Origin of the sequence: Mycobacterium sp. 1482292.6, assembly GCF_001672995.1 — a bacterium.
GTDB lineage: Bacteria > Actinomycetota > Actinomycetes > Mycobacteriales > Mycobacteriaceae > Mycobacterium > Mycobacterium europaeum_A.
In genome coordinates this window covers 1-18,006 of record NZ_LZKV01000205.1, presented here as the reverse complement: position 1 = coordinate 18,006, position 18,006 = coordinate 1, and the positions used below count along the sequence as shown (strand labels likewise).

At 69.4% G+C, this 18,006-nt stretch carries 17 protein-coding genes; 5 read left to right on the top strand and 12 right to left on the bottom strand.

The window, feature by feature from the left end; translation table 11 throughout:
- Positions 1 to 2: 2 nt before the first annotated feature.
- The 4 genes from rimM to A5624_RS20455 form a co-directional block, all read right to left on the bottom strand.
- Positions 3 to 530 carry a ribosome maturation factor RimM gene (gene rimM, locus A5624_RS20470; RefSeq protein ID WP_066870169.1) on the bottom strand — a complete coding sequence of 176 codons (528 nt, stop codon included), beginning with the start codon at positions 528 to 530 and terminating at the stop codon, positions 3 to 5.
- Positions 531 to 554: 24 nt separating this feature from the next.
- Positions 555 to 797, bottom strand: coding sequence for an RNA-binding protein (locus tag A5624_RS20465; RefSeq protein WP_003878715.1), 243 nt, complete (start codon positions 795 to 797; stop codon positions 555 to 557).
- Between the two features lie 8 nt (positions 798 to 805).
- Complete coding sequence (gene rpsP / locus A5624_RS20460; protein WP_066870166.1) at positions 806 to 1,336, bottom strand: 30S ribosomal protein S16; 531 nt, start codon at positions 1,334 to 1,336, stop codon at positions 806 to 808.
- A gap of 205 nt (positions 1,337 to 1,541) precedes the next feature.
- Entirely contained in the window at positions 1,542 to 1,973 is a 432-nt protein-coding gene (locus tag A5624_RS20455) for a nuclear transport factor 2 family protein (RefSeq protein ID WP_066870163.1), read from the bottom strand.
- Positions 1,974 to 2,031: 58 nt separating this feature from the next.
- Between A5624_RS20455 and A5624_RS20450 the strand changes: the two genes are divergently transcribed.
- Complete coding sequence (locus A5624_RS20450; protein ID WP_066870159.1) at positions 2,032 to 2,925, top strand: D-alanyl-D-alanine carboxypeptidase family protein; 894 nt, start codon at positions 2,032 to 2,034, stop codon at positions 2,923 to 2,925.
- Positions 2,926 to 2,930: 5 nt separating this feature from the next.
- Here A5624_RS20450 and A5624_RS20445 read toward each other — a convergent pair whose 3' ends face one another.
- From A5624_RS20445 to ffh, 4 genes are all read right to left on the bottom strand, one after another.
- Positions 2,931 to 3,533 (bottom strand): TetR/AcrR family transcriptional regulator, encoded by a 603-nt coding sequence (locus A5624_RS20445; RefSeq protein ID WP_066870156.1) that lies wholly within the window; start codon positions 3,531 to 3,533, stop codon positions 2,931 to 2,933.
- A gap of 1 nt (position 3,534) precedes the next feature.
- Complete coding sequence (locus tag A5624_RS20440; RefSeq protein ID WP_066870153.1) at positions 3,535 to 5,379, bottom strand: amidohydrolase family protein; 1,845 nt, start codon at positions 5,377 to 5,379, stop codon at positions 3,535 to 3,537.
- 162 nt (positions 5,380 to 5,541) lie between these two features.
- A complete protein-coding gene (locus A5624_RS20435; RefSeq protein WP_156749107.1) occupies positions 5,542 to 6,618 on the bottom strand; it encodes an amidohydrolase family protein in 1,077 nt (358 codons plus the stop codon).
- Between the two features lie 66 nt (positions 6,619 to 6,684).
- A complete protein-coding gene (gene ffh / locus A5624_RS20430) occupies positions 6,685 to 8,250 on the bottom strand; it encodes a signal recognition particle protein (protein WP_066870146.1) in 1,566 nt (521 codons plus the stop codon).
- Between the two features lie 140 nt (positions 8,251 to 8,390).
- Here ffh and A5624_RS20425 point away from each other — a divergent pair, with 140 nt between their 5' ends.
- The 4 genes from A5624_RS20425 to A5624_RS20410 all read left to right on the top strand — a co-directional run bounded on the left by A5624_RS20425 (position 8,391) and on the right by A5624_RS20410 (position 12,527).
- Positions 8,391 to 9,185 (top strand): alpha/beta hydrolase, encoded by a 795-nt coding sequence (locus A5624_RS20425; RefSeq protein WP_066870143.1) that lies wholly within the window; start codon positions 8,391 to 8,393, stop codon positions 9,183 to 9,185.
- A 101-nt stretch (positions 9,186 to 9,286) separates the two neighbouring features.
- On the top strand, positions 9,287 to 11,047 hold the full coding sequence (locus tag A5624_RS20420) for a DEAD/DEAH box helicase (RefSeq protein WP_066870138.1): 1,761 nt from the start codon (positions 9,287 to 9,289) through the stop codon (positions 11,045 to 11,047).
- 32 nt (positions 11,048 to 11,079) lie between these two features.
- A complete protein-coding gene (locus A5624_RS20415; protein ID WP_066870135.1) occupies positions 11,080 to 11,877 on the top strand; it encodes an AraC family transcriptional regulator in 798 nt (265 codons plus the stop codon).
- Positions 11,878 to 11,888: 11 nt separating this feature from the next.
- A complete protein-coding gene (locus A5624_RS20410; RefSeq protein WP_066870362.1) occupies positions 11,889 to 12,527 on the top strand; it encodes a cysteine hydrolase family protein in 639 nt (212 codons plus the stop codon).
- Positions 12,528 to 12,550: 23 nt separating this feature from the next.
- On the opposite strand, the gene A5624_RS20405 is transcribed toward A5624_RS20410, so the two are convergent.
- The 4 genes from A5624_RS20405 to ftsY all read right to left on the bottom strand — a co-directional run.
- The gene (locus tag A5624_RS20405) at positions 12,551 to 15,037 is read right to left on the bottom strand and encodes a [protein-PII] uridylyltransferase (RefSeq protein WP_066870132.1); all 2,487 of its coding nucleotides are present in this window, start codon (positions 15,035 to 15,037) and stop codon (positions 12,551 to 12,553) included.
- A 45-nt stretch (positions 15,038 to 15,082) separates the two neighbouring features.
- Positions 15,083 to 15,421 (bottom strand): nitrogen regulatory protein P-II, encoded by a 339-nt coding sequence (gene glnB / locus A5624_RS20400; protein ID WP_003878721.1) that lies wholly within the window; start codon positions 15,419 to 15,421, stop codon positions 15,083 to 15,085.
- Positions 15,418 to 16,803, bottom strand: a complete 1,386-nt coding sequence (locus tag A5624_RS20395; protein WP_066870360.1) for an ammonium transporter — start codon at positions 16,801 to 16,803, stop codon at positions 15,418 to 15,420. The genes glnB and A5624_RS20395 overlap by 4 nt, the downstream gene beginning before the upstream one ends.
- A 190-nt stretch (positions 16,804 to 16,993) precedes the next feature.
- On the bottom strand, positions 16,994 to 18,006 hold a 1,013-nt coding region (ftsY, locus tag A5624_RS20390; protein WP_066870129.1), incomplete at its 5' end, for a signal recognition particle-docking protein FtsY.

Here is an 18,006-nt window from a genome sequence, read left to right as displayed (position 1 = left end):
GCCTACAGGTCCAGCAGGCCTTCGGGCGGATCGATCTCGACGGTGCCGTCGTCGAGGGACACCGCGGTGACGATCGCGGACACGAACGGCACCAACACTTCCCGCTCCTGGTCGCCGGATTCGCGCCGCACCGCGAGCAGTTCACCGGCCGCGGTGTGCAACACCTCGGCGACGACGCCCACCTGCTCGCCGGCGGTGGTATGCACGCGCAGACCTTCGAGCTGATGGTCGTAGTAGGTGTCCGCCTCGTCGATGTCGGGCAGGTCCTCGGAGTCGACCACGAACAGGGTGCCGCGCAGCGCGTCGGCGGCGTCGCGGTCGGTGACCCCGGCCAGCCGCACCAGCAGCCGCCCGCCGTGCTCGCGCGCACTCTCGATGACACAGCTGCGCTCCGTACCCCCGCGAGAGGGCTTGGCGCGCAACGTGTTACCCGGCGAGAACCGGGCGGCGGGATCGTCGGTGCGGATTTCCACCACCAGCTCGCCGCTGATGCCGTGGGCTTTCACCACGCGCCCGACAGTCAACTCCAAGGGAGTTCCATGAGCCGCGCCCCGCTACTGGTCGGTGTCCACCACGTCGACGCGGATGCCGCGACCGCCGATCCCGGCGACCAGCGTGCGCAATGCGGTCGCGGTGCGACCCCCGCGACCGATCACCTTGCCCAGATCGTCGGGATGGACGTGCACCTCGACCGTCCGTCCCCGGCGGCTGGTCACCATGTCCACCCGGACGTCGTCGGGGTTGTCGACAATCCCGCGAACCAGGTGCTCAACAGCGTCAACGACAACCGTACTCATCGCCCCGATCAGCTTTCGGTGGTCGACTCGGCCTGCTCGCCGCCCTCGGCGGGCGCCTCGGCCTGCGCGGCGTTCTCCGCCGGGGCCTCGGCCGCGGCCTGCGGCTCGGCGGCGTCGGCAGACTCCTCTGTGCCCTTCGCCGCCTTCTTGGCGGGGGCCTTCTTCTTCGGCTTCGCGGCCTCGGTGGTCGGGCCGCCATCGGCCTCGGCCAGGGCGGCGTTGAACAGTTCGAGCTTGCTGGGCTTGGCCGGGGCGACCTTCAGGCGGCCCTCGGCGCCGGGCAGGCCCTTGAACTTCTGCCAGTCGCCGGTGATCTTCAGCAGCTTGAGCACGGGCTCGGTGGGCTGGGCGCCCACGGACAGCCAGTACTGGGCGCGCTCGGAGTTGATCTCGATGAGGCTCGGGTCTTCCTTAGGGTGGTAGCGGCCGATGACCTCGATGGAGCGGCCGTCGCGCCGGGTGCGGGCGTCGGCGACGGCGATGCGGTACTGGGGATTGCGGATCTTGCCAAGCCGGGTGAGCTTGATCTTCACAGCCATGGTTAAGCGATTCTCCTGTGTGTGTCACGCTGCAATTCGGCGATCGGGGCCCGATGCCCGGATCCGGTTTTGCCTCGCGTGTAGTGACCGGCCGGGCCCCGAAAAGAAACGGTGATCGCTCGGCGGACAGCCGCCCATTGTGCCAGACCAGGGGCGGTGATCAGAAATCGCGCACGCGGTGACAGGCGGGGCTCATGTTGCCGACTCACATCACCTTCTGGAAGACCTTCGTCTCCGCCCGCCGGGTCATGCGCCAGCCGTCGGGCGTGCGCACGAACTCGTCGTCGTACCAGAGCCCGCAGAACAGCGCTCTTTCCTCTTCGCCGTCCTTGGTGCCACCAAGCACCATGGGGTTGAAGCAGATCACCCGCGACGAGGCCGTGTTCCCCTCGATCCGGACCGAGAAGTTGCCGAGCATGTGCGCATACACCGGGAAGTTGGGCAGCACCTCGGCCAGCCACTTCTTCACCTCCGGGTACCGACCCTCGATGCCGCCGAGCGCCGTGTAGTCGATGTAGGCATCGGGCGTGAACACGTTGTCCAGATCGTCGAATCGCCGGTTGTCGATGGCGGTGGAGTAATCCACCAGCAGCTGCTGGATCTCGAGCCGATCCGAGATCTCTTCCAGGCTCAACATGCATCGGACAGTACTGAAGATCCGCCCCGGGCAGGGGCGGAAGTTAGACTTTGCGGCCATGCGCAAGCTCACGGCCCTGGGGCTCAGGGTGGCCGCTACCGTCGTCGCAGTCGGTACCTGCACCGCCACCGTCGCCATGTCCACCGCGTGGGCGGACAGCATGCAGCCGGTCGGCTCGATGCCCATTCCCGACGGTCCGGCGCAGACCTGGATCGTGGCCGACCTGGACAGCGGGCAGGTGCTGGCCGGCCGTGACCAGAACGTGGCCCACCCGCCGGCGAGCACCATCAAGACGCTGTTGGCCCAGGTGGTCCTGGACTCGGTGAGCCTGGACTCGACCGTCGTCGCCGACGTCGCCGACACCCAGGTGGAGTGCAACTGCGTCGGCATCAAGCCGGGGCGCACCTACACCGCGCGCCAACTCCTGGACGGCCTGCTGCTGGTCTCGGGCAACGACGCCGCCAACACGCTGGCGCACATGCTGGGCGGCCCGGACGCCACGGTCGCCAAGATGAACGCCAAGGCGGCTTCCCTGGGCGCCACCAACACGCACGCGGCGACACCGTCCGGGCTGGACGGGCCCGCGGGTTCGGGCGCGTCGACGGCGCACGACCTGGCGGTCATCTTCCGCGCCGCGATGGCCAACCCCGTGTTCGCGCAGATCACCGCCGAGCCGTCGGCGATGTTCCCCGGCGACAACGGCGATCACCCGATCACCAACCAGGACGAGCTGTTGCAGCGCTATCCCGGCGCGATCGGCGGCAAGACCGGCTTCACCAACGCCGCGCGCAAGACCTTCGTCGGGGCCGCCGCCCGCGGGGGCCGCCGGCTGGTGATCGCGATGATGTACGGGCTGATCAAAGAGGGCGGACCGACGTACTGGGATCAGGCGGCGACGTTGTTCGACTGGGGATTCGCGCAAAGCCCGCAGTCGAGCATCGGCTCGCTGTAAGTCATTCAGGAGTCGGCGTCGGGTAGCGCCGCGGTGAGCAGCGCCATCAGGACGGGAATGCGGTGTGCCGCGATTTCTGGTTGCGGCAGAACGCCTTCCACCACCGCGGCCCCGTCGAACACGTTGGTCATCAACGCCACGAACACCGGGAAGGTGTCCTCGGGAAAGCGGTCGGCGCCCGGCAGCGCGCGTGCGGCGTCGTGGATCTTCGCGGCGTACTGCCCCAGCTCGTGTTGCAAAGTCTCCCTGAGCTTTTCGTCGGTGCGGGCGGCCACCAGCAGCTCGTAGATGACCGCGTTGGCCGGGCCGCTGGTGATGTCGCGCAAGATCCCCAGCGCCGCCTCCAGCGCCGGCCGGTCGGCGGGTATCTCGGCGACCCCCTTGGTGAACGACTCCAGCTGGCGGCGCAACACCTCGGACGCGGTCGCGGCCATGAAATCGCCCATGGTGTCGAAGTGCCGGAACAGCGCGCCCACCGACACCCCGGCCCGCTTGGTGATCACCGCGGCGGATGCCCGCGCGTAGCCGACCTCGATGATGGTGGCGATGCACGCGTCGATGAGCCGCCCGACGGTTTCCTCGCGGCGCTGCTGCTGGGTCCTGGCCATGTCAGGCGGTGACGCTCAGCGCGCCGCGTTCCCGACGCGCGCGCTCCCCCGCCCGCAGGTAGCGGCCCGACCGCACCGATTTGCCGTAGCCGTCCCGGAATTCGCCCTTGGAGTGGCTGCCGCCGTAGACCACCACGCCGCCCACCCCGGTGGCGATTACGGCGTCGTCGTTGCGGTTGACCATGCGCCGCAGGCCGCCGTAGAACGGCACCGCCTCCTCGTGGTAGCCGTCGACGGACTCGTCGAGCCCGGCCGGGTCGATCACCACGAAGTCCGCGCGGTCGCCCTGGCGCAGCGTGCCGGCGTCGATGCCGAACCACTCGCCCAGTTCACCGGTGAGCCGGTGCACCGCGTGCTCGATCGACATGAAGGGCGCGCCGGCCCGGTAGGCGTCCCGGGTGCGCTTGAGCATTCGCAGCCCGAAGTTGTAGAAGGCCATGTTGCGCAGGTGCGCCCCGGCGTCCGAAAAGCCCATGTGCACACTGCCTTCGGTGGCCAGCGCGTCCAGCAGCTTGGGCCGATGGTTGGCCACGACGGTGGTCCAGCGGACGTTGCGTTCTCCGTTTTCGACAAGCACGTCCAAAAACGCGTCGAGCGGGTGCAGCTTGCGCTCGTCGGCGATCTCGCCAAAGCTCTTGCCGATCAACGACTCATCCGGACATTCGACGATGACGGCGTCATGGAAGTCGCGGTGCCACAGCGACGGTCCGAGCTTGATGCGGTCGAACTCGCGCCGGAATTTGCGGCGGTATTCCTTGTCCGCCAGTAACTCGTTGCGCTCCAACTGGTCCCGCAGGTGCAGGGCGGCCGTTCCCGCGCCGAACTCCTCGAAGACCGGCAGGTCGATGCCGTCGGAGTACAACTCGAACGGCACCGGCAGGTGCTGGAATTTCACGCTGGCGCCCAGCAGCCTGTTCAGCAGCCGAGTCCCGGGGCCGAAGACGTAAACCGACAGCGGCATCGACTTGGCGTCGGCGGACACCAGCATGCTCATCCGAACACCCTTGCCCCAGTTCAATATCCGGCTGCTGGCCAGAAAGAAGAGCATTCCGGTTGACGGCTTCGCCACGTTCGGGGCGCTCTGCAGGATTCGGCCGCGCTTGCGCAGCACCTTGATCAGCCTGCGGCGCTCCCGCCACGTCGCGAAGGTGGACGGCAGGGCACGCGAGCGGAAGCGTTCACCGTCGAGTTTGTCGATGGGCGCGTCCATCCCGGACATGCCGAGCACACCGGCGTCGAGCGCCTCGCCCAGCAGGTCGGCCATCTTCTCCAGCTCGGCCTCGGTGGGCCGCACGGCGTCGTCGGTGGCCCGATCCAGCCCGAGCACCGCCGTCCGCAGGTCCGAATGTCCAAGCAGCGAACCGATATTGGGCCCCAGTGGCAGGGCGTCGATCGCCTTGATGTACTCCGCGGCCGTCGACCAGGTGCGGTGGGAATCCAGTGCGCCGAACACGTATTCGCGCGGCACCGCCTCCACCCTGCTGAACAGGTCGGCGGCGTCCTGGGAATCGGCGTAGACCGTCGACAACGAGCAGTTGCCCAGCAGCACGGTGGTGACGCCGTGGCGCACCGACTCGCGCAGTCCGGGATCCAGCAGCACCTCGGCGTCGTAATGGGTGTGCACGTCGAGGAAGCCGGGCACCACCCATTTGCCGGCCGCGTCGATCACCTCGGGGCAACCGGTCTCATCCAGCCGCTCGGTGCCGACCGTGGCCACCACGCCGTCGCGGATGCCGAGCGTGCGGGTCAGCGGCGCGCTGCCGGTGCCGTCGAACCACAATCCATCGCGAATGATCACGTCGTAGGCCATGGGTTCCTCCGTCGTCGATGGTCGGAACGCTAACATAGATAGCAAGCACTCGCAATCTTTTCTCAGCGAAACTGAAGGAATCGACCCGGCTGTGGGCTCAGTGTGCGCCACCGGGCGGCGCCGCGGGCGCAACCGCGGTGCGCTCGGCGCGGCGGCCGGGGTGCGCGGCCATCATGGGAAAGCCCGCGCGGCGCGCGGCTAGGCGGGTGAGCGAAAGACTTTGCCGCGCAACATGATCAGATCGGGACTCTTCAGCACGGCGGGGCCCGACCGCGGGTCTTGCGCGTAACACAGCAGGTCGGCCGAGGCGCCGTGGTCGAGGCCGGGCCGGCCGAGCCAGCGACGCGCGTCCCAGCACGCGGCGCCCAGCGCCTCGGTCGGGCTCATCCCGATGCTCTTGAGCGCCTCGACCTCGTCGGCGATCCGCCCGGGCGCCACCATGGTGCCCGCGTCGCTGCCGGCGTAGATCGGCACGCCCGCCTCGCGGGCCGCGGCGATCCGGGACAGGCCGCGGGCGTGCAGGTCGCGCATGTGCGCGGCATACGCCGGATACTTCGCGGCGGCCGCGGCGATCCCGGGGAAGTTCTCCACGATGTTGACCAGCGTCGGGACCAGCACGGTGCCGCGGGAGACCATCAGCTCGATCGTCTCGTCGGTCAGGCCGGTGCCGTGCTCGATGCAGTCGATGCCGGCGTTGATCAGCCCGGGCAGCGCGTCCTCACTGAAGACGTGCGCGGTGACGCGGGCGCCGTGGGCGTGCGCGGTGTCGATGGCGGCCTTGAGCACCTCGTCGGACCACAGCGGGGCCAGGTCGCCGACGCTGCGGTCGATCCAGTCGCCGACCAGCTTGATCCACCCGTCGCCGCGCTTGGCCTCCTGCGCCACCGCCGCGGGCAGTTGCCATTCGTCTTCCAGCTCGCGCGAGAAGCCCGCCGCGTACCGCTTCGGCCTGGCCAGATGCTTCCCGGCGCGGATGATGCAGGGCAGATCGTCGCGGTCGTCGAGGCTGCGGGTGTCGGTGGGCGAACCGCAGTCCCGCAGCAGCAGCGCGCCGACATCGCGTTCGATCTTGGCCTGGGCGATCGCGTCGTCCAGCGGGATCTCGCCGTGGTCCCCGAGGCCGACGTGGCAGTGGGCGTCGACCAGCCCGGGCACGATCCAGCCGCCGTCGAAAACGGTGTCGGCGCCGGCGACCGGTTCGGCGCTGATGCGGCCGTCGACGATCCACAGGTCGATCGCGGTCTCGTCGGGCAGCCCCACGCCCCGCACGTGCATGCGCACCGGGCGGCTACTTCCGACCGTGACGACCCGCTTCGCGCGGCGCGGCCGCGCTCGCGATCGTCACGACTTGCCCGGGAACTTCAGCTTGGACAGATCGAAGTCGGCCAGACCGGGCGGCAGCTCGTTGAGGCCCTCGGGCATCTGCGACAGATCGGGGAATCCGGCCGGCATGCCCGGCATCCCGGCGGCCAGCGGGTTGCGCGCCTTCGGCGGTGTCGGACCGCGTCCGCCCTTCTTACCCTTCTTGCCCGCCTTGCCCTTGGCCCCCTTGGACTTTCGCGTCGCTGACTTGCGGCCGATACCGGGGATGCCCATGCCGCCGAGCATGGACGACATCATCTTGCGGGCCTCGAAGAAGCGATCCACCAGCTGGTTGACCTCGGACACCGTGACGCCCGACCCGTTGGCGATGCGCAGCCGCCGCGACGCGTTGATGATCTTCGGATCGGCGCGCTCGGCCGGGGTCATGCCGCGGATGATGGCCTGCAGGCGGTCCAGCTGGCGGTCGTCGACCTGGGCCAGCGCGTCCTTCATCTGCCCGGCGCCGGGCAGCATGCCCAGCAGGTTGCCGATCGGGCCCATCTTGCGGATGGCCAGCATCTGTTCCAGGAAGTCCTCGAGCGTGAGCTCGCCGCTGCCGATCTTGACGGCGGCGGCCTCGGCCTGTTCGGCATCGAAGACCTGCTCGGCCTGCTCGATCAGGCTCAGCACGTCGCCCATGCCCAGGATGCGGCTCGACATCCGGTCGGGGTGGAAGACGTCGAAGTCCTCCAGCTTCTCGCCGGTGGAGGCGAAAAGGATTGGGACGCCGGTCACCTCACGCACCGAGAGCGCGGCACCGCCGCGGGCGTCACCGTCGAGCTTGGTCAGCACCACCCCGGTGAAGCCGACGCCCTCGCGGAACGCCTCGGCGGTGTTGACGGCGTCCTGACCGATCATTGCGTCGAGGACGAACAGCACTTCGTCGGGATTGATGGCGTCGCGGATGGCCGCGGCCTGCGCCATCAGCTCGTCGTCGATACCCAGCCGGCCGGCGGTGTCGACGATGACGACGTCGTGGTGCTTGGCCCGCGCCTCGGCGAGCCCCGCGGCCGCGACCGCGACCGGGTCGCCGGGCCCGGATCCGGGCGACTCGCCGGGATGCGGCGCGAACACCGGCACCCCGGCCCGCTCACCGACGACCTGCAGCTGGTTGACGGCGGCCGGGCGCTGCAGGTCGCACGCGACCAGCAGCGGGGTGTGCCCCTGCCCGCGCAGCCAGGCGGCCAGCTTGCCGGCCAGCGACGTCTTACCGGAACCCTGCAGACCGGCGAGCATCACCACGGTCGGCGGCGTCTTGGCGAACGCCAGCTGCCGGGTCTGGCCGCCCAGGATGCCGATGAGTTCTTCGTTGACGATCTTGACGACCTGCTGCGCCGGATTGAGCGCACCGGAGACCTCCGCGCCCTTGGCGCGATCCTTGATCCGGGTGACGAACGCGCGCACCACGGGCAGCGACACGTCGGCTTCCAGCAGCGCCAGCCGAATCTCGCGGGTGGTCGCCTCGATATCGGCGTCGGTCAATCGACCCTTGCCGCGCAGCCCCGCGAGGGCACCGGTCAATCGGTCGGACAGCGATTCAAACACCCCGCCAGCCTAGTGGAGCCCGGTGCGGCGGATTCGTCGCCGCCCGCCGACCGCAACACTGAAACTGTGCACACGACACGCCGGGAATGATGTTCGTGGTTTCAGTCTCGCGGGGACGGCGAGCGGGTTTGAATGGTCGAGTGCTCGAGGTGATCGGCAAAGGGTCCTGCAGCGAAGCGCATCCGGTGCCGCTGCTCTTCGTGCACGGCGGCTGGCATGGCGCCTGGTGCTGGGAACACTTCCTGGACTACTTCGCCGACGCCGGCTACCGCGCGGTCGCCATGAGCCTGCGTGGGCACGGCGCCAGCCCCAGCCCCAAGCCGCTGCCGAAGGTGTCCATGGCCGACTACATCGACGACGTCCGTTCGGTGGCCGACGGCCTGGGCGGCGCGCCGATCCTGATCGGCCATTCGCTCGGCGGGTTCGTGGTCCAGCGCTACCTCGAAGACCGAGACGCCCCGGCCGCGGTGCTGGTGGGTTCGGTGCCGCCGCAGGGCGTGCTGACGCTGGCGTTGCGGGTGTGGCGCCGCCGGCCGTCAATGACGATGGAATCGTGGAGCGATCCCACGCTGCTGAAATTCCTCGCCACCCCGGCGCTGGCCCGCGAGTACCTGTTCTGTCCCGACACGCCCGAGGACGTCGTCGAAGCCTGCCGGCAACGCGCCGGCGCCGAGAGCGTCCGCGCCGCCATGACCGACCCGATCGTCCGCCGCGTCAGAACCAAGCGGGTGAAAACGCCGATTCTGGTCCTGGGCGCCGAGTACGACGGCTTCGTCAGCGTCCGCGAGGTGCGCAACACTGCGCGCGCCTATGGGACCGAGCCGGAATTCTTTTCGATGGGCCACAACATGATGCTCGAACCGGGCTGGGCCGACGTTGCCGCACGCATCCACGAGTGGCTGCAGACCCGCGAAACGTTGAGCCGGACACGATAGCCAGTCGAGTCGTTACTGCGCCGAAAAGCGTTGGCGTGCTAGATTTCACAGCCGCGACTCAATCGAGTTGGCCACATCGACGAGCAACGAACGGGGGGCCTGTGTCGGTGCCGCTCAGCAGCATCCAGGCGCGGGCCGACGACGATCCCAGCGACACCAGCGGCACCCGCGTGCTGCGTGGCTGGCAGCGCAGGGCGCTGGTCAAGTACCTCGCCGCCCAGCCGCGCGACTTCCTGGCGGTGGCCACCCCGGGCTCGGGCAAGACGACGTTCGCCTTGCGGGTGGCGGCCGAACTGCTGGGCCAGCGCGCCGTCGAGCACGTCACCGTGGTGGTGCCCACCGAGCATCTGAAGATTCAGTGGGCCCAGGCCGCGCAGCGCTACGGCATCGCCCTGGATCCGAAGTTCTCCAACAGCAACCCGCGGATCGCGCCGGAGTTTCACGGCGTGATGGTCACCTACGCCCAGGTCGCCGCGCACCCGACGCTGCACCGGGTGCGCACCGAACAGCGCAGGACCCTGGTCATCTTCGACGAGATCCACCACGGCGGCGACGCCAAGACGTGGGGCGACGCCATCCGCGAGGCCTTCGGCGACGCCACCCGCCGGCTCGCCCTGACGGGGACGCCGTTTCGTAGCGACGACAGCCCCATCCCGTTCGTCACCTACGAGGCCGGGCCCGACGGGATACGGCGGTCGCAGGCCGATCACACCTACGGCTACACCGACGCCCTGGCCGACGGCGTGGTCCGGCCGGTGGTGTTCCTCGCCTACTCCGGGGAGGCGCGGTGGCGCGACAGCGCCGGCGAGGAGCACGCGGCCCGGCTGGGCGAGCCGCTATCCGCCGAGCAGACCGCGCGCGCCTGGCGCACGGCGCTGGACCCCGCCGGCGAATGGATGCCCGCGGTGATCACCGCCGCGGATCTGCGGCTGCGCCAGCTGCGCACGCACGTGCCCGACGCCGGCGGCATGATCATCGCCTCGGATCAGACCGCCGCGCGCGCCTACGCCGCCCTGCTGACCAAGCTGACCGGCGAGGCGCCGACGCTGGTGCTCTCCGACGACCCGGGCTCGTCGGCGCGGATCAGCGAATTCGCCGCGAGCACCAGCCGCTGGCTGGTCGCGGTGCGCATGGTCTCCGAGGGCGTCGACGTGCCGCGGCTGTCGGTCGGGATCTACGCCACCAGCGCCTCGACGCCGCTGTTCTTCGCCCAGGCCATCGGCCGGTTCGTCCGGTCGCGCCGCCCGGGGGAAATCGCCAGCATCTTTGTGCCGTCGGTGCCCAACCTGCTGCAGCTGGCCAGCGAGCTGGAGGCCCAGCGCAATCACGTGCTCGGCGAGCCGCACCGCCCGTCCGAGGGCGACCCGCTCGACGGCGACCCCGCCACCAAGACGCAGGACGAGAAGACCGACCTGGACAAGGGGTTCACCTCGCTGGGCGCCGACGCGGAGCTCGATCAGCTGATCTTCGACGGATCATCGTTCGGCACCGCCGCGCCGGCCGGCAGCGACGAGGAGGCCGACTACCTCGGCATCCCCGGGCTGCTCGACGCCGAGCAGATGCGGGCGCTGCTGCACCAGCGTCAGGACGAACAGCTGCAGAAGCGGGCCCGCCTGCAGAAGGAGGCCGGATCGCCGGCGGCCGTCGAAGCCCCGGCCACGGTGCACGGCCAGCTTCGGGAGCTGCGCCGCGAGCTCAACACCCTCGTCTCGATCGCCCACCACCGGACGGGCAAGCCGCACGGCTGGATTCACAACGAACTGCGGCGCCGCTGCGGGGGTCCCCCGATCGCGGCGGCGAGCCGCGAACAGCTGCGGGCGCGCATCGACGCCGTGCGCCGGCTCAACGCCGAGCACTCGTAACCGTCGACACGGCGGTCGGGTAACACTGAGCTATGCAGGACGTCGTCGAGCACCGCTATGGCCCCGATGACATGCGGTTGGTGACGGCGTCCTTTCGCACGCACCACTTCGTCCCCCACTCGCACAGCGAGTACGCTGTCGCCGCGATCGAGCGTGGGGTGGAGGCCGTCCGCTACCGCGGCGGCACCGAACACGCGCCGGCGGGAAGCCTGCTGCTGCTGGATGCCGACACCATCCACGCCGGACGTCCCGCGGCCGCCGACGGCTGGGATTACCGGGTCTTCTACCTCCCTCCGGCGCTGCTGGAAGAACTCGCCGGGCACCGTCCGACCTTCCCGGTTTCGACACCGCACGACCCACGGCTGGCTGATCGATTGGTCCGGCTGCACCGTCGTCCGAACCAGCAGACACTGGCGGCTCGAGAAGAATTCGAAGCAGTGTGCACCGAGATCCTCACCCGCTACGCGCGGTGCACGATCCCCAGACAACCGCCGCTTGCTGTCGGAAAAGTGCTGCGCCACTTGGCTGCTGACCTGCAGCGCACACCCACCCTCGACGAGCTCGCCACCGTCGCGGGCCTGCCCCGGTTCCAATTGCTGCGCGCCTTTCGCCGCGAAACGGGCGTGACCCCGCACCGGTACCTGCTGCAACTGCGGCTGCGATGCGCCCAACAGTTACTCACCGCAGGGCACGCCGTGGCTTATGCCGCCGCGCAGAGCGGCTTTTATGACCAGGCGCATCTTCATCGCCATTTCCGCCATACCTTCGCGGCCACACCGGGCGGGTTCGCGCGCAACGACGTACAAGACCCGCGCCGACCGTCTACCTAGTGTTCTCGGGCGTGGACGATTACCTCAGCCCGGAATTCTCCCGCAGCGCCCTGCTCACCATCGACCTACAGCGCGACTGGGTCACCGACATCGCCGGCACCGCCGAGGTACTTCCCGCGGTGCGGCGGCTGACCGCTGCCTTCCGCGACAGCGGGCGCCCGATCGTGCACGTCGTGCGCTTGTACCTACCGGACGGCAGCAACGCCGATCTGTGTCGACGAACCCTGCGAGACAAGGCCGTTGCGGGCTCGCCCGGTTCGCAACTCGCCGACGGCCTCGGGCCCGTCCGGGAATTGGATCCAGACATCTTGCTTGCCGGGGCCACGCAGCAGGTCGGGCCCGACGAGCACATCCTTTACAAGCCGCGCTGGAGCGCCTTTTTCGGGACCCGACTGCTTGAGCACCTCTGCGAACGGGGCGTGACCACGGTGGTCGTCGCCGGTTGCAACTATCCGAACTGCCCACGCTCCACACTCGTCGACGCCACCGAACGAGACCTTCGTACCGTCGCGGTGTACGACGCGATCTCGGGCTGGACCACCGACGCGGACCGGGAGATGCCGGGCATGGGTATCGTTTGCCGCACCACCGACTCGGTGATCGCCGCGCTTGCGTGCACGCGCACGTCCGAGTCGCCGATCGCCGATTGACGGGCCTCATTGGCCTCATCCGGCTAGTCGCCGACGGGCTCTTCGAGCACCTCGACGGCGGGGCCGCCCAACACCGCCAGCAGACCCTGCTCGACCGCGTCGCGCGCGCCGTGCTCGGCGTCGCCGGCCGCTGCGGCCGCCTGTTCCGACACCGTCACACAGAAGACGTCGGCCGCCGTCGATCCGAAGGTGTTGACCTTCGCCCACACGATGTCGGTGCCCGCCCGCTCCAGCGCGCGGGTCAGCAGCGCGAGCAGCCCGAGGCGGTCCATCGCGCGGACTTCAACGATCAGCTGATCGGGTGAGCCCGAGTCGATCCACAGGATGCGCGGCGGGGCGCTCGACCGCGTGACGGGCACCCCGACCTGGACCTCGCCGGCCCGGCTGGTCGCCGCGCTGACGGCGTCGCTGTCACGCTTTTCCAAACTGCCCAGCACGTCGACGTCGCCCGCGAGCGCGCCGCTGAACTGCTGGCGCAGCAGGCCCGCTTCCGGCGGCGAACCGAACAGCGGCGACACCACGAATTCGACGATGGCGAAGCCCTCGTGGGTGCTGGCCGAGGCCGAGTGGATGCGCAGCGAGTTCAGCGCCAGCACGGCGGCGGCTTTCGACACCAGCCCCCGCTGATCCGACGCGGCCATCACCACGTCCAGGCGTTCACCGCCGCTGGGCTTGATCTCCACGTGGACGCCGCGATCGGCGGCGAGCGAAAGGTATTGCGGCGCAGCGGGTTCGACCTTCGGAAGCGGCTCGCCGGCCATCACCAGTCGGCAGCGCCGCACCAGGTCCTCGATCAGCGACGCCTTCCAGTCGCTCCACACCCCCGGACCGGTGGCCTTCGAGTCCGCCTCGGTCAGCGCGTGTAGGACCTCGAGCAACAGCGCGTCACCGCTGAGCGTTTTCACCACGCGCTCAATGGTTTTGGGGTCGTTGAGGTCGCTGCGGGTGGCCACCACCGGCAACAGCAGGTGGTGGCGCACCAGCTGGGCGAGCAGATCGACCTCGGCCGGTGCCATGCCCAGCCTCGGTCCGATCTCGAGCGCCAGGCCCGCCCCGAGCACGCTGTGGTCGACGCCGCGGCCCTTGCCGATGTCGTGCAGCAGCGCGCCGAGCGCGAGCAGGTCGGGTCGCGCCACCCGGGTGGACAGCGGTGCGGCGTTGACGGCCGTCTCGATGACGTGGCGGTCCACCGTCCATTTGTGCGCGACGTCGCGGGGCGGCAGGTCGCGGATGGCGTCCCATTCCGGCAGCAGCCGCCCCCACAGCCCGGTGCGGTCCAGGGCCTCGATCGTCGCCACCGTGGTCGGCCCGGCGGACAGCACAACCAGCAAGTCGTCCAACGCCTCTCGCGGCCAGGGCACCGGCATCTCGGGCGCGCTGGCGGCCAGGCGGCTCAGCGTGGCGGCGCCGATCGGCAGCCCGGTGTCGGCCGAGGCCGCCGCCACCCGCAACACCAGACCCACGTCGGTATCCGGGCGTGCGTCGCGGGCCAGCACGATCTCCCCGGCGTATTCGACGACGCCCTCGTCCAGCGGGCGGCGCTTGGGCCGCCGCACCAGGGCCGTCACCCCGCGGCGCGGCAGCGCGTTCTCCGCGGTCCGGATGCCCGTCTCAGCGTGGTAGGCGATGGTGCGCCCGGCGTCGGATAGCTTGCGCGCCAAGTCGAATCGATCACCGATGTGCAGGGCGGCGCTGATCTCGTCGGCGTATTGAGCCTGCAGCTGATCGCGTCCGCGTCCCGAGACCCGGTGCAACTCGGTGCGCACGTCGAGCAGCGTCAGGTGGGCGTCGTCGAGTGAGCCCCCGGGCGACTCCGGACGGGCCATGCCGTGGCGGTCGATCAGTTGCGCCACGCCCAGCGCGTCGAGCAGTTGCACGTCGCGAAGCCCGCCGCGGCCCGATTTCAGGTCCGGCTCGGCCCGCTGTGCGATCCGGCCACACCGTTCCCAGCGGGCCTGCGTCATCTCGACGAGCTCGTTCATCCGGGAGCGAATTGCGCTGCGCCACTGCCGTCGTGCCCCGGCGATCAGTTCGTCGGACAGTCGCGCGTCACCGGCGATGTGGCGGGCGTCGAGCATGCCCAGCGCGGCGATCATGTCGGCGTTGGCGACGCCGAGGGCACCGGAGACGGTCCGCACACTGTGGTCGAGCCGAACGTTGGCGTCCCACAGCGGATACCACAACTTGTCGGCGACCTTGCCCAGCACGTCGTCGGAGAAGTTGTCGTGCAACAGCATCAGGTCGAGATCGGAATACGGCAACAACTCGTGGCGGCCCAATCCGCCGATCCCGACGATCGCGAAGCCGCTGTCGTCGCCGATCCCGATCTCGGCCGCCTTGGCCATCAACCACGATTCGTGCAGATCCAGCCAGGCGTGCCGCAGCTCGGCGGCGTGCAGCTTGCTGCCCTCAGACAACAGTTGGCGCCGCGCGGCAGCCAGATCGACTGCCGCGCAGGCGCTTTCTGTCCCGGCTGGGTGCCCGGACGAGTCGGGGTCGTTCGGGGTCATGCCCTCCCGGCCCGCCCGGGTCGAATCAGCAAGTGACAGCGGACGTCATAGCGCATCGGTTCCGCGCTCGCCGGTACGCACCCGCACAATCGTTTCCACGGGGCTCACCCACACTTTGCCGTCACCGATCTTGCCGGTGCGCGCGGCCCGGACGATGCTGTCCACGACCTTGTCGACGATGGAGTCGTCGACGACGACCTCGATGCGCACCTTGGGCACGAAGTCGACCGAGTATTCGGCGCCCCGGTAGACCTCGGTGTGACCCTTCTGCCGTCCGTAGCCCTGGATTTCGCTGACCGTCATGCCCAGGACACCCGCGTCCTCCAGGCTGGTCTTCACGTCATCGAGCGTGAACGGCTTTACGATCGCGGTGATCAGCTTCATGACTGCTCTGCCTCCACTTTGTCGCTCACTCGCTCCTCCTCCAGGCCGTTGCGGGTATCCGCCACAGCGACCCGGGGCGGCAGAACCGAACCGGTAGCCACGGCGAAATCGTAACCACTCTCGGCGTGCTCGGCCTCGTCGATGCCCGTGGCTTCCGCCTCTGGGTTGAGACGAAGCCCGATGGTGTACTTCAGGATCAACGCCAGGATCAGCGTAACCACCCCAGAGTAGATGAGAACACTGAACGCGCCGACTGCTTGCCGCTCGAGCTGAGCCCAGCCGCCGCCGTAGAACAATCCCTTGGATACGCCGGTGACGCCGTTGATGGCCGGGGACTCCGGTGCGGCGAGCAGCCCCACCAGCAGCGTGCCGGCCAGACCGCCGATCAGATGCACCCCGACCACGTCGAGCGAGTCGTCGAAGCCGAGCTTGAATTTCAGGCCGACGGCCAGCGCGCACAGCACGCCGGCGACCAGGCCGACCACCAGGGCGCCCAGCACGTTGACCGACGAGCAGGACGGCGTGATGGCGACCAGGCCCGCGACGATGCCCGACGCCGCGCCCAGCGTCGTCGCCTTGCCGTCGCGGATGCGTTCGGTGAGCATCCAGCCCAGCATCGCGGTGGCCGTCGCGACCGTCGTCGTCATGAAGGTCGACCCGGCGACACCGTTGGAAGTGGTGGCCGATCCGGCGTTGAACCCGTACCACCCGAACCACAGCAACCCGGCGCCGAGCATCACGAACGGCAGGTTGTGCGGCCGGAACAGCGTGGTGGGCCAACCGCGGCGCTTGCCCAGCACGATCGCCAGCATCAGGCCCGCCACACCGGAATTGATGTGGACCGCCGTCCCGCCGGCGAAGTCGATCGCGTGCAGCTTGTTGGCGATCCAGCCACCCTTCTCGGAGGCGAAGCCGTCGAACGCGAAAACCCAATGGGCGACCGGGAAGTAGACGAACGTAGCCCACAGACCGGCGAACACCAGCCAGGCGCCGAACTTCAGCCGGTCGGACACAGCGCCGGAGATCAGGGCGACGGTGATGATCGCGAACATCAGCTGGAAGGCCACGAACACCGTGGCGGGTAGGGTGCCCGCCAGCGGAATGTCAGTGGCCGCAACACCTTTGCTCGGATCGGCGGCCACCGCGTTGACACCGATGAGGCCCTTGAGGCCCCAGAACGAGGTCGGCTTGCCTACGACGCCGCCGGCGTCATCGCCGAACGCGATCGAATAGCCGTAGAGCACCCACAGCACGGTGACCACGCCCATCGCGCTGATGCTCATCATGAGCATGTTCAGCACGCTTCGGGCGCGCACCATACCGCCGTAGAAGAACGCCAGACCCGGCGTCATCAACAGCACCAGCGCGGAACTGGCCAACATCCAGGCGGTATCGCCGGTATTGGGCTGGCCCAGTATCGGGTATGTCACTCGCAATCTCCTCCGGTCGGCCCACGATTGGCCGCCAGACACACGTCTGATGACCTGACCAGAAGATTGCGCAATCGTTGTTTCGGCGATGGTGCGGCAGTGTTTCGGTGGGATTAACGTCCCGCTCGCCGTGTAAGGGGTTTCAGCCGAGCAGCGCGTCGACGAAAGCCGCCGGTTCGAACGGCGCCAGATCGTCGGGACCCTCCCCCAGCCCGACCAGTTTCACCGGTACGCCGAGTTCCTGCTGAACCCGAAAGACGATGCCGCCCTTGGCCGTTCCGTCCAGCTTGGTCAGCACGGCGCCGGTGATCTCGACCACCTCGGCGAACACCCGCGCCTGGGCCAGTCCGTTCTGCCCGATGGTGGCGTCGAGCACCAGCAACACCTCGTCGACCGCGGCCCGCCGTGTTACGACCCGCTTAACTTTGTCCAGCTCGTCCATCAGTCCGACCTTGGTGTGCAGCCGTCCCGCCGTGTCGATGAGCACCACGTCCGCGCCCGCGGCGATGCCCTTGTCGACGGCGTCGAAGGCCACCGAGGCCGGGTCGGCGCCCTCGGCCCCGCGGACCACCTCCGCCCCGACCCGCGACGCCCAGGTCTGCAGCTGATCGGCCGCCGCGGCGCGGAAGGTGTCGGCGGCGCCCAGCACGACCCGTCGCCCGTCGGCGACCAGGACCCGGGCCAACTTGCCGACGGTGGTGGTTTTCCCGGTGCCGTTGACGCCGACGATCAGCAACACCGAGGGATGGTCGGCGTGCGGCAGCGCCCTGATCGACCGGTCCATGCCGGGCTGCAGCTCCGTGATCAGCACGTCGCGCAGCACGGCCTTGGCGTCGGCCTCGGTGCGCACGTCGCTGCTGGCCAGCCGGGTGCGCAGCTGGGAGATGACGGATTCGGCGACCACCGGGCCCAGGTCGGCGATCAGCAGCGTGTCCTCGACGTCCTGCCAGGCGTCCTCGTCCAGGTCGCCGCCGCCGATCAGGCCCAGCACGCTGCGCCCCAGCGCGTTCTGCGACCGGGCCAGCCGGCCGCGCAGCCGCTCCAGCCGGCCCTCGGTGGGCGCGATCTCCTCGAGCGCGGGGGCGGCCGGGGCCTCGGGGGCCGCGGGCTCGTTGATCGCGGAGATCGACGGCACCGCCGACGACGATCCGTGGT

What these genes read in the sequence shown, in the direction of transcription:
- A5624_RS20440 (WP_066870153.1), bottom strand. Translation starts at nt 5,379, where the DNA reads ATGTTAGCGTTCCGACCATCGACGACGGAGGAACCCATGGCCTACGAC.
- A5624_RS20435 (WP_156749107.1), bottom strand. Translation starts at nt 6,618, where the DNA reads ATGCACGTGCGGGGCGTGGGGCTGCCCGACGAGACCGCGATCGACCTG.
- glnB (WP_003878721.1), bottom strand. Translation starts at nt 15,421, where the DNA reads ATGAAGCTGATCACCGCGATCGTAAAGCCGTTCACGCTCGATGACGTG.
- A5624_RS20450 (WP_066870159.1), top strand. Translation starts at nt 2,032, where the DNA reads ATGCGCAAGCTCACGGCCCTGGGGCTCAGGGTGGCCGCTACCGTCGTC.
- A5624_RS20415 (WP_066870135.1), top strand. Translation starts at nt 11,080, where the DNA reads ATGCAGGACGTCGTCGAGCACCGCTATGGCCCCGATGACATGCGGTTG.
- A5624_RS20445 (WP_066870156.1), bottom strand. Translation starts at nt 3,533, where the DNA reads ATGGCCAGGACCCAGCAGCAGCGCCGCGAGGAAACCGTCGGGCGGCTC.
- A5624_RS20465 (WP_003878715.1), bottom strand. Translation starts at nt 797, where the DNA reads ATGAGTACGGTTGTCGTTGACGCTGTTGAGCACCTGGTTCGCGGGATT.
- rpsP (WP_066870166.1), bottom strand. Translation starts at nt 1,336, where the DNA reads ATGGCTGTGAAGATCAAGCTCACCCGGCTTGGCAAGATCCGCAATCCC.
- A5624_RS20405 (WP_066870132.1), bottom strand. Translation starts at nt 15,037, where the DNA reads ATGACCCCGAACGACCCCGACTCGTCCGGGCACCCAGCCGGGACAGAA.
- A5624_RS20395 (WP_066870360.1), bottom strand. Translation starts at nt 16,803, where the DNA reads ATGTTGGCCAGTTCCGCGCTGGTGCTGTTGATGACGCCGGGTCTGGCG.
- A5624_RS20455 (WP_066870163.1), bottom strand. Translation starts at nt 1,973, where the DNA reads ATGTTGAGCCTGGAAGAGATCTCGGATCGGCTCGAGATCCAGCAGCTG.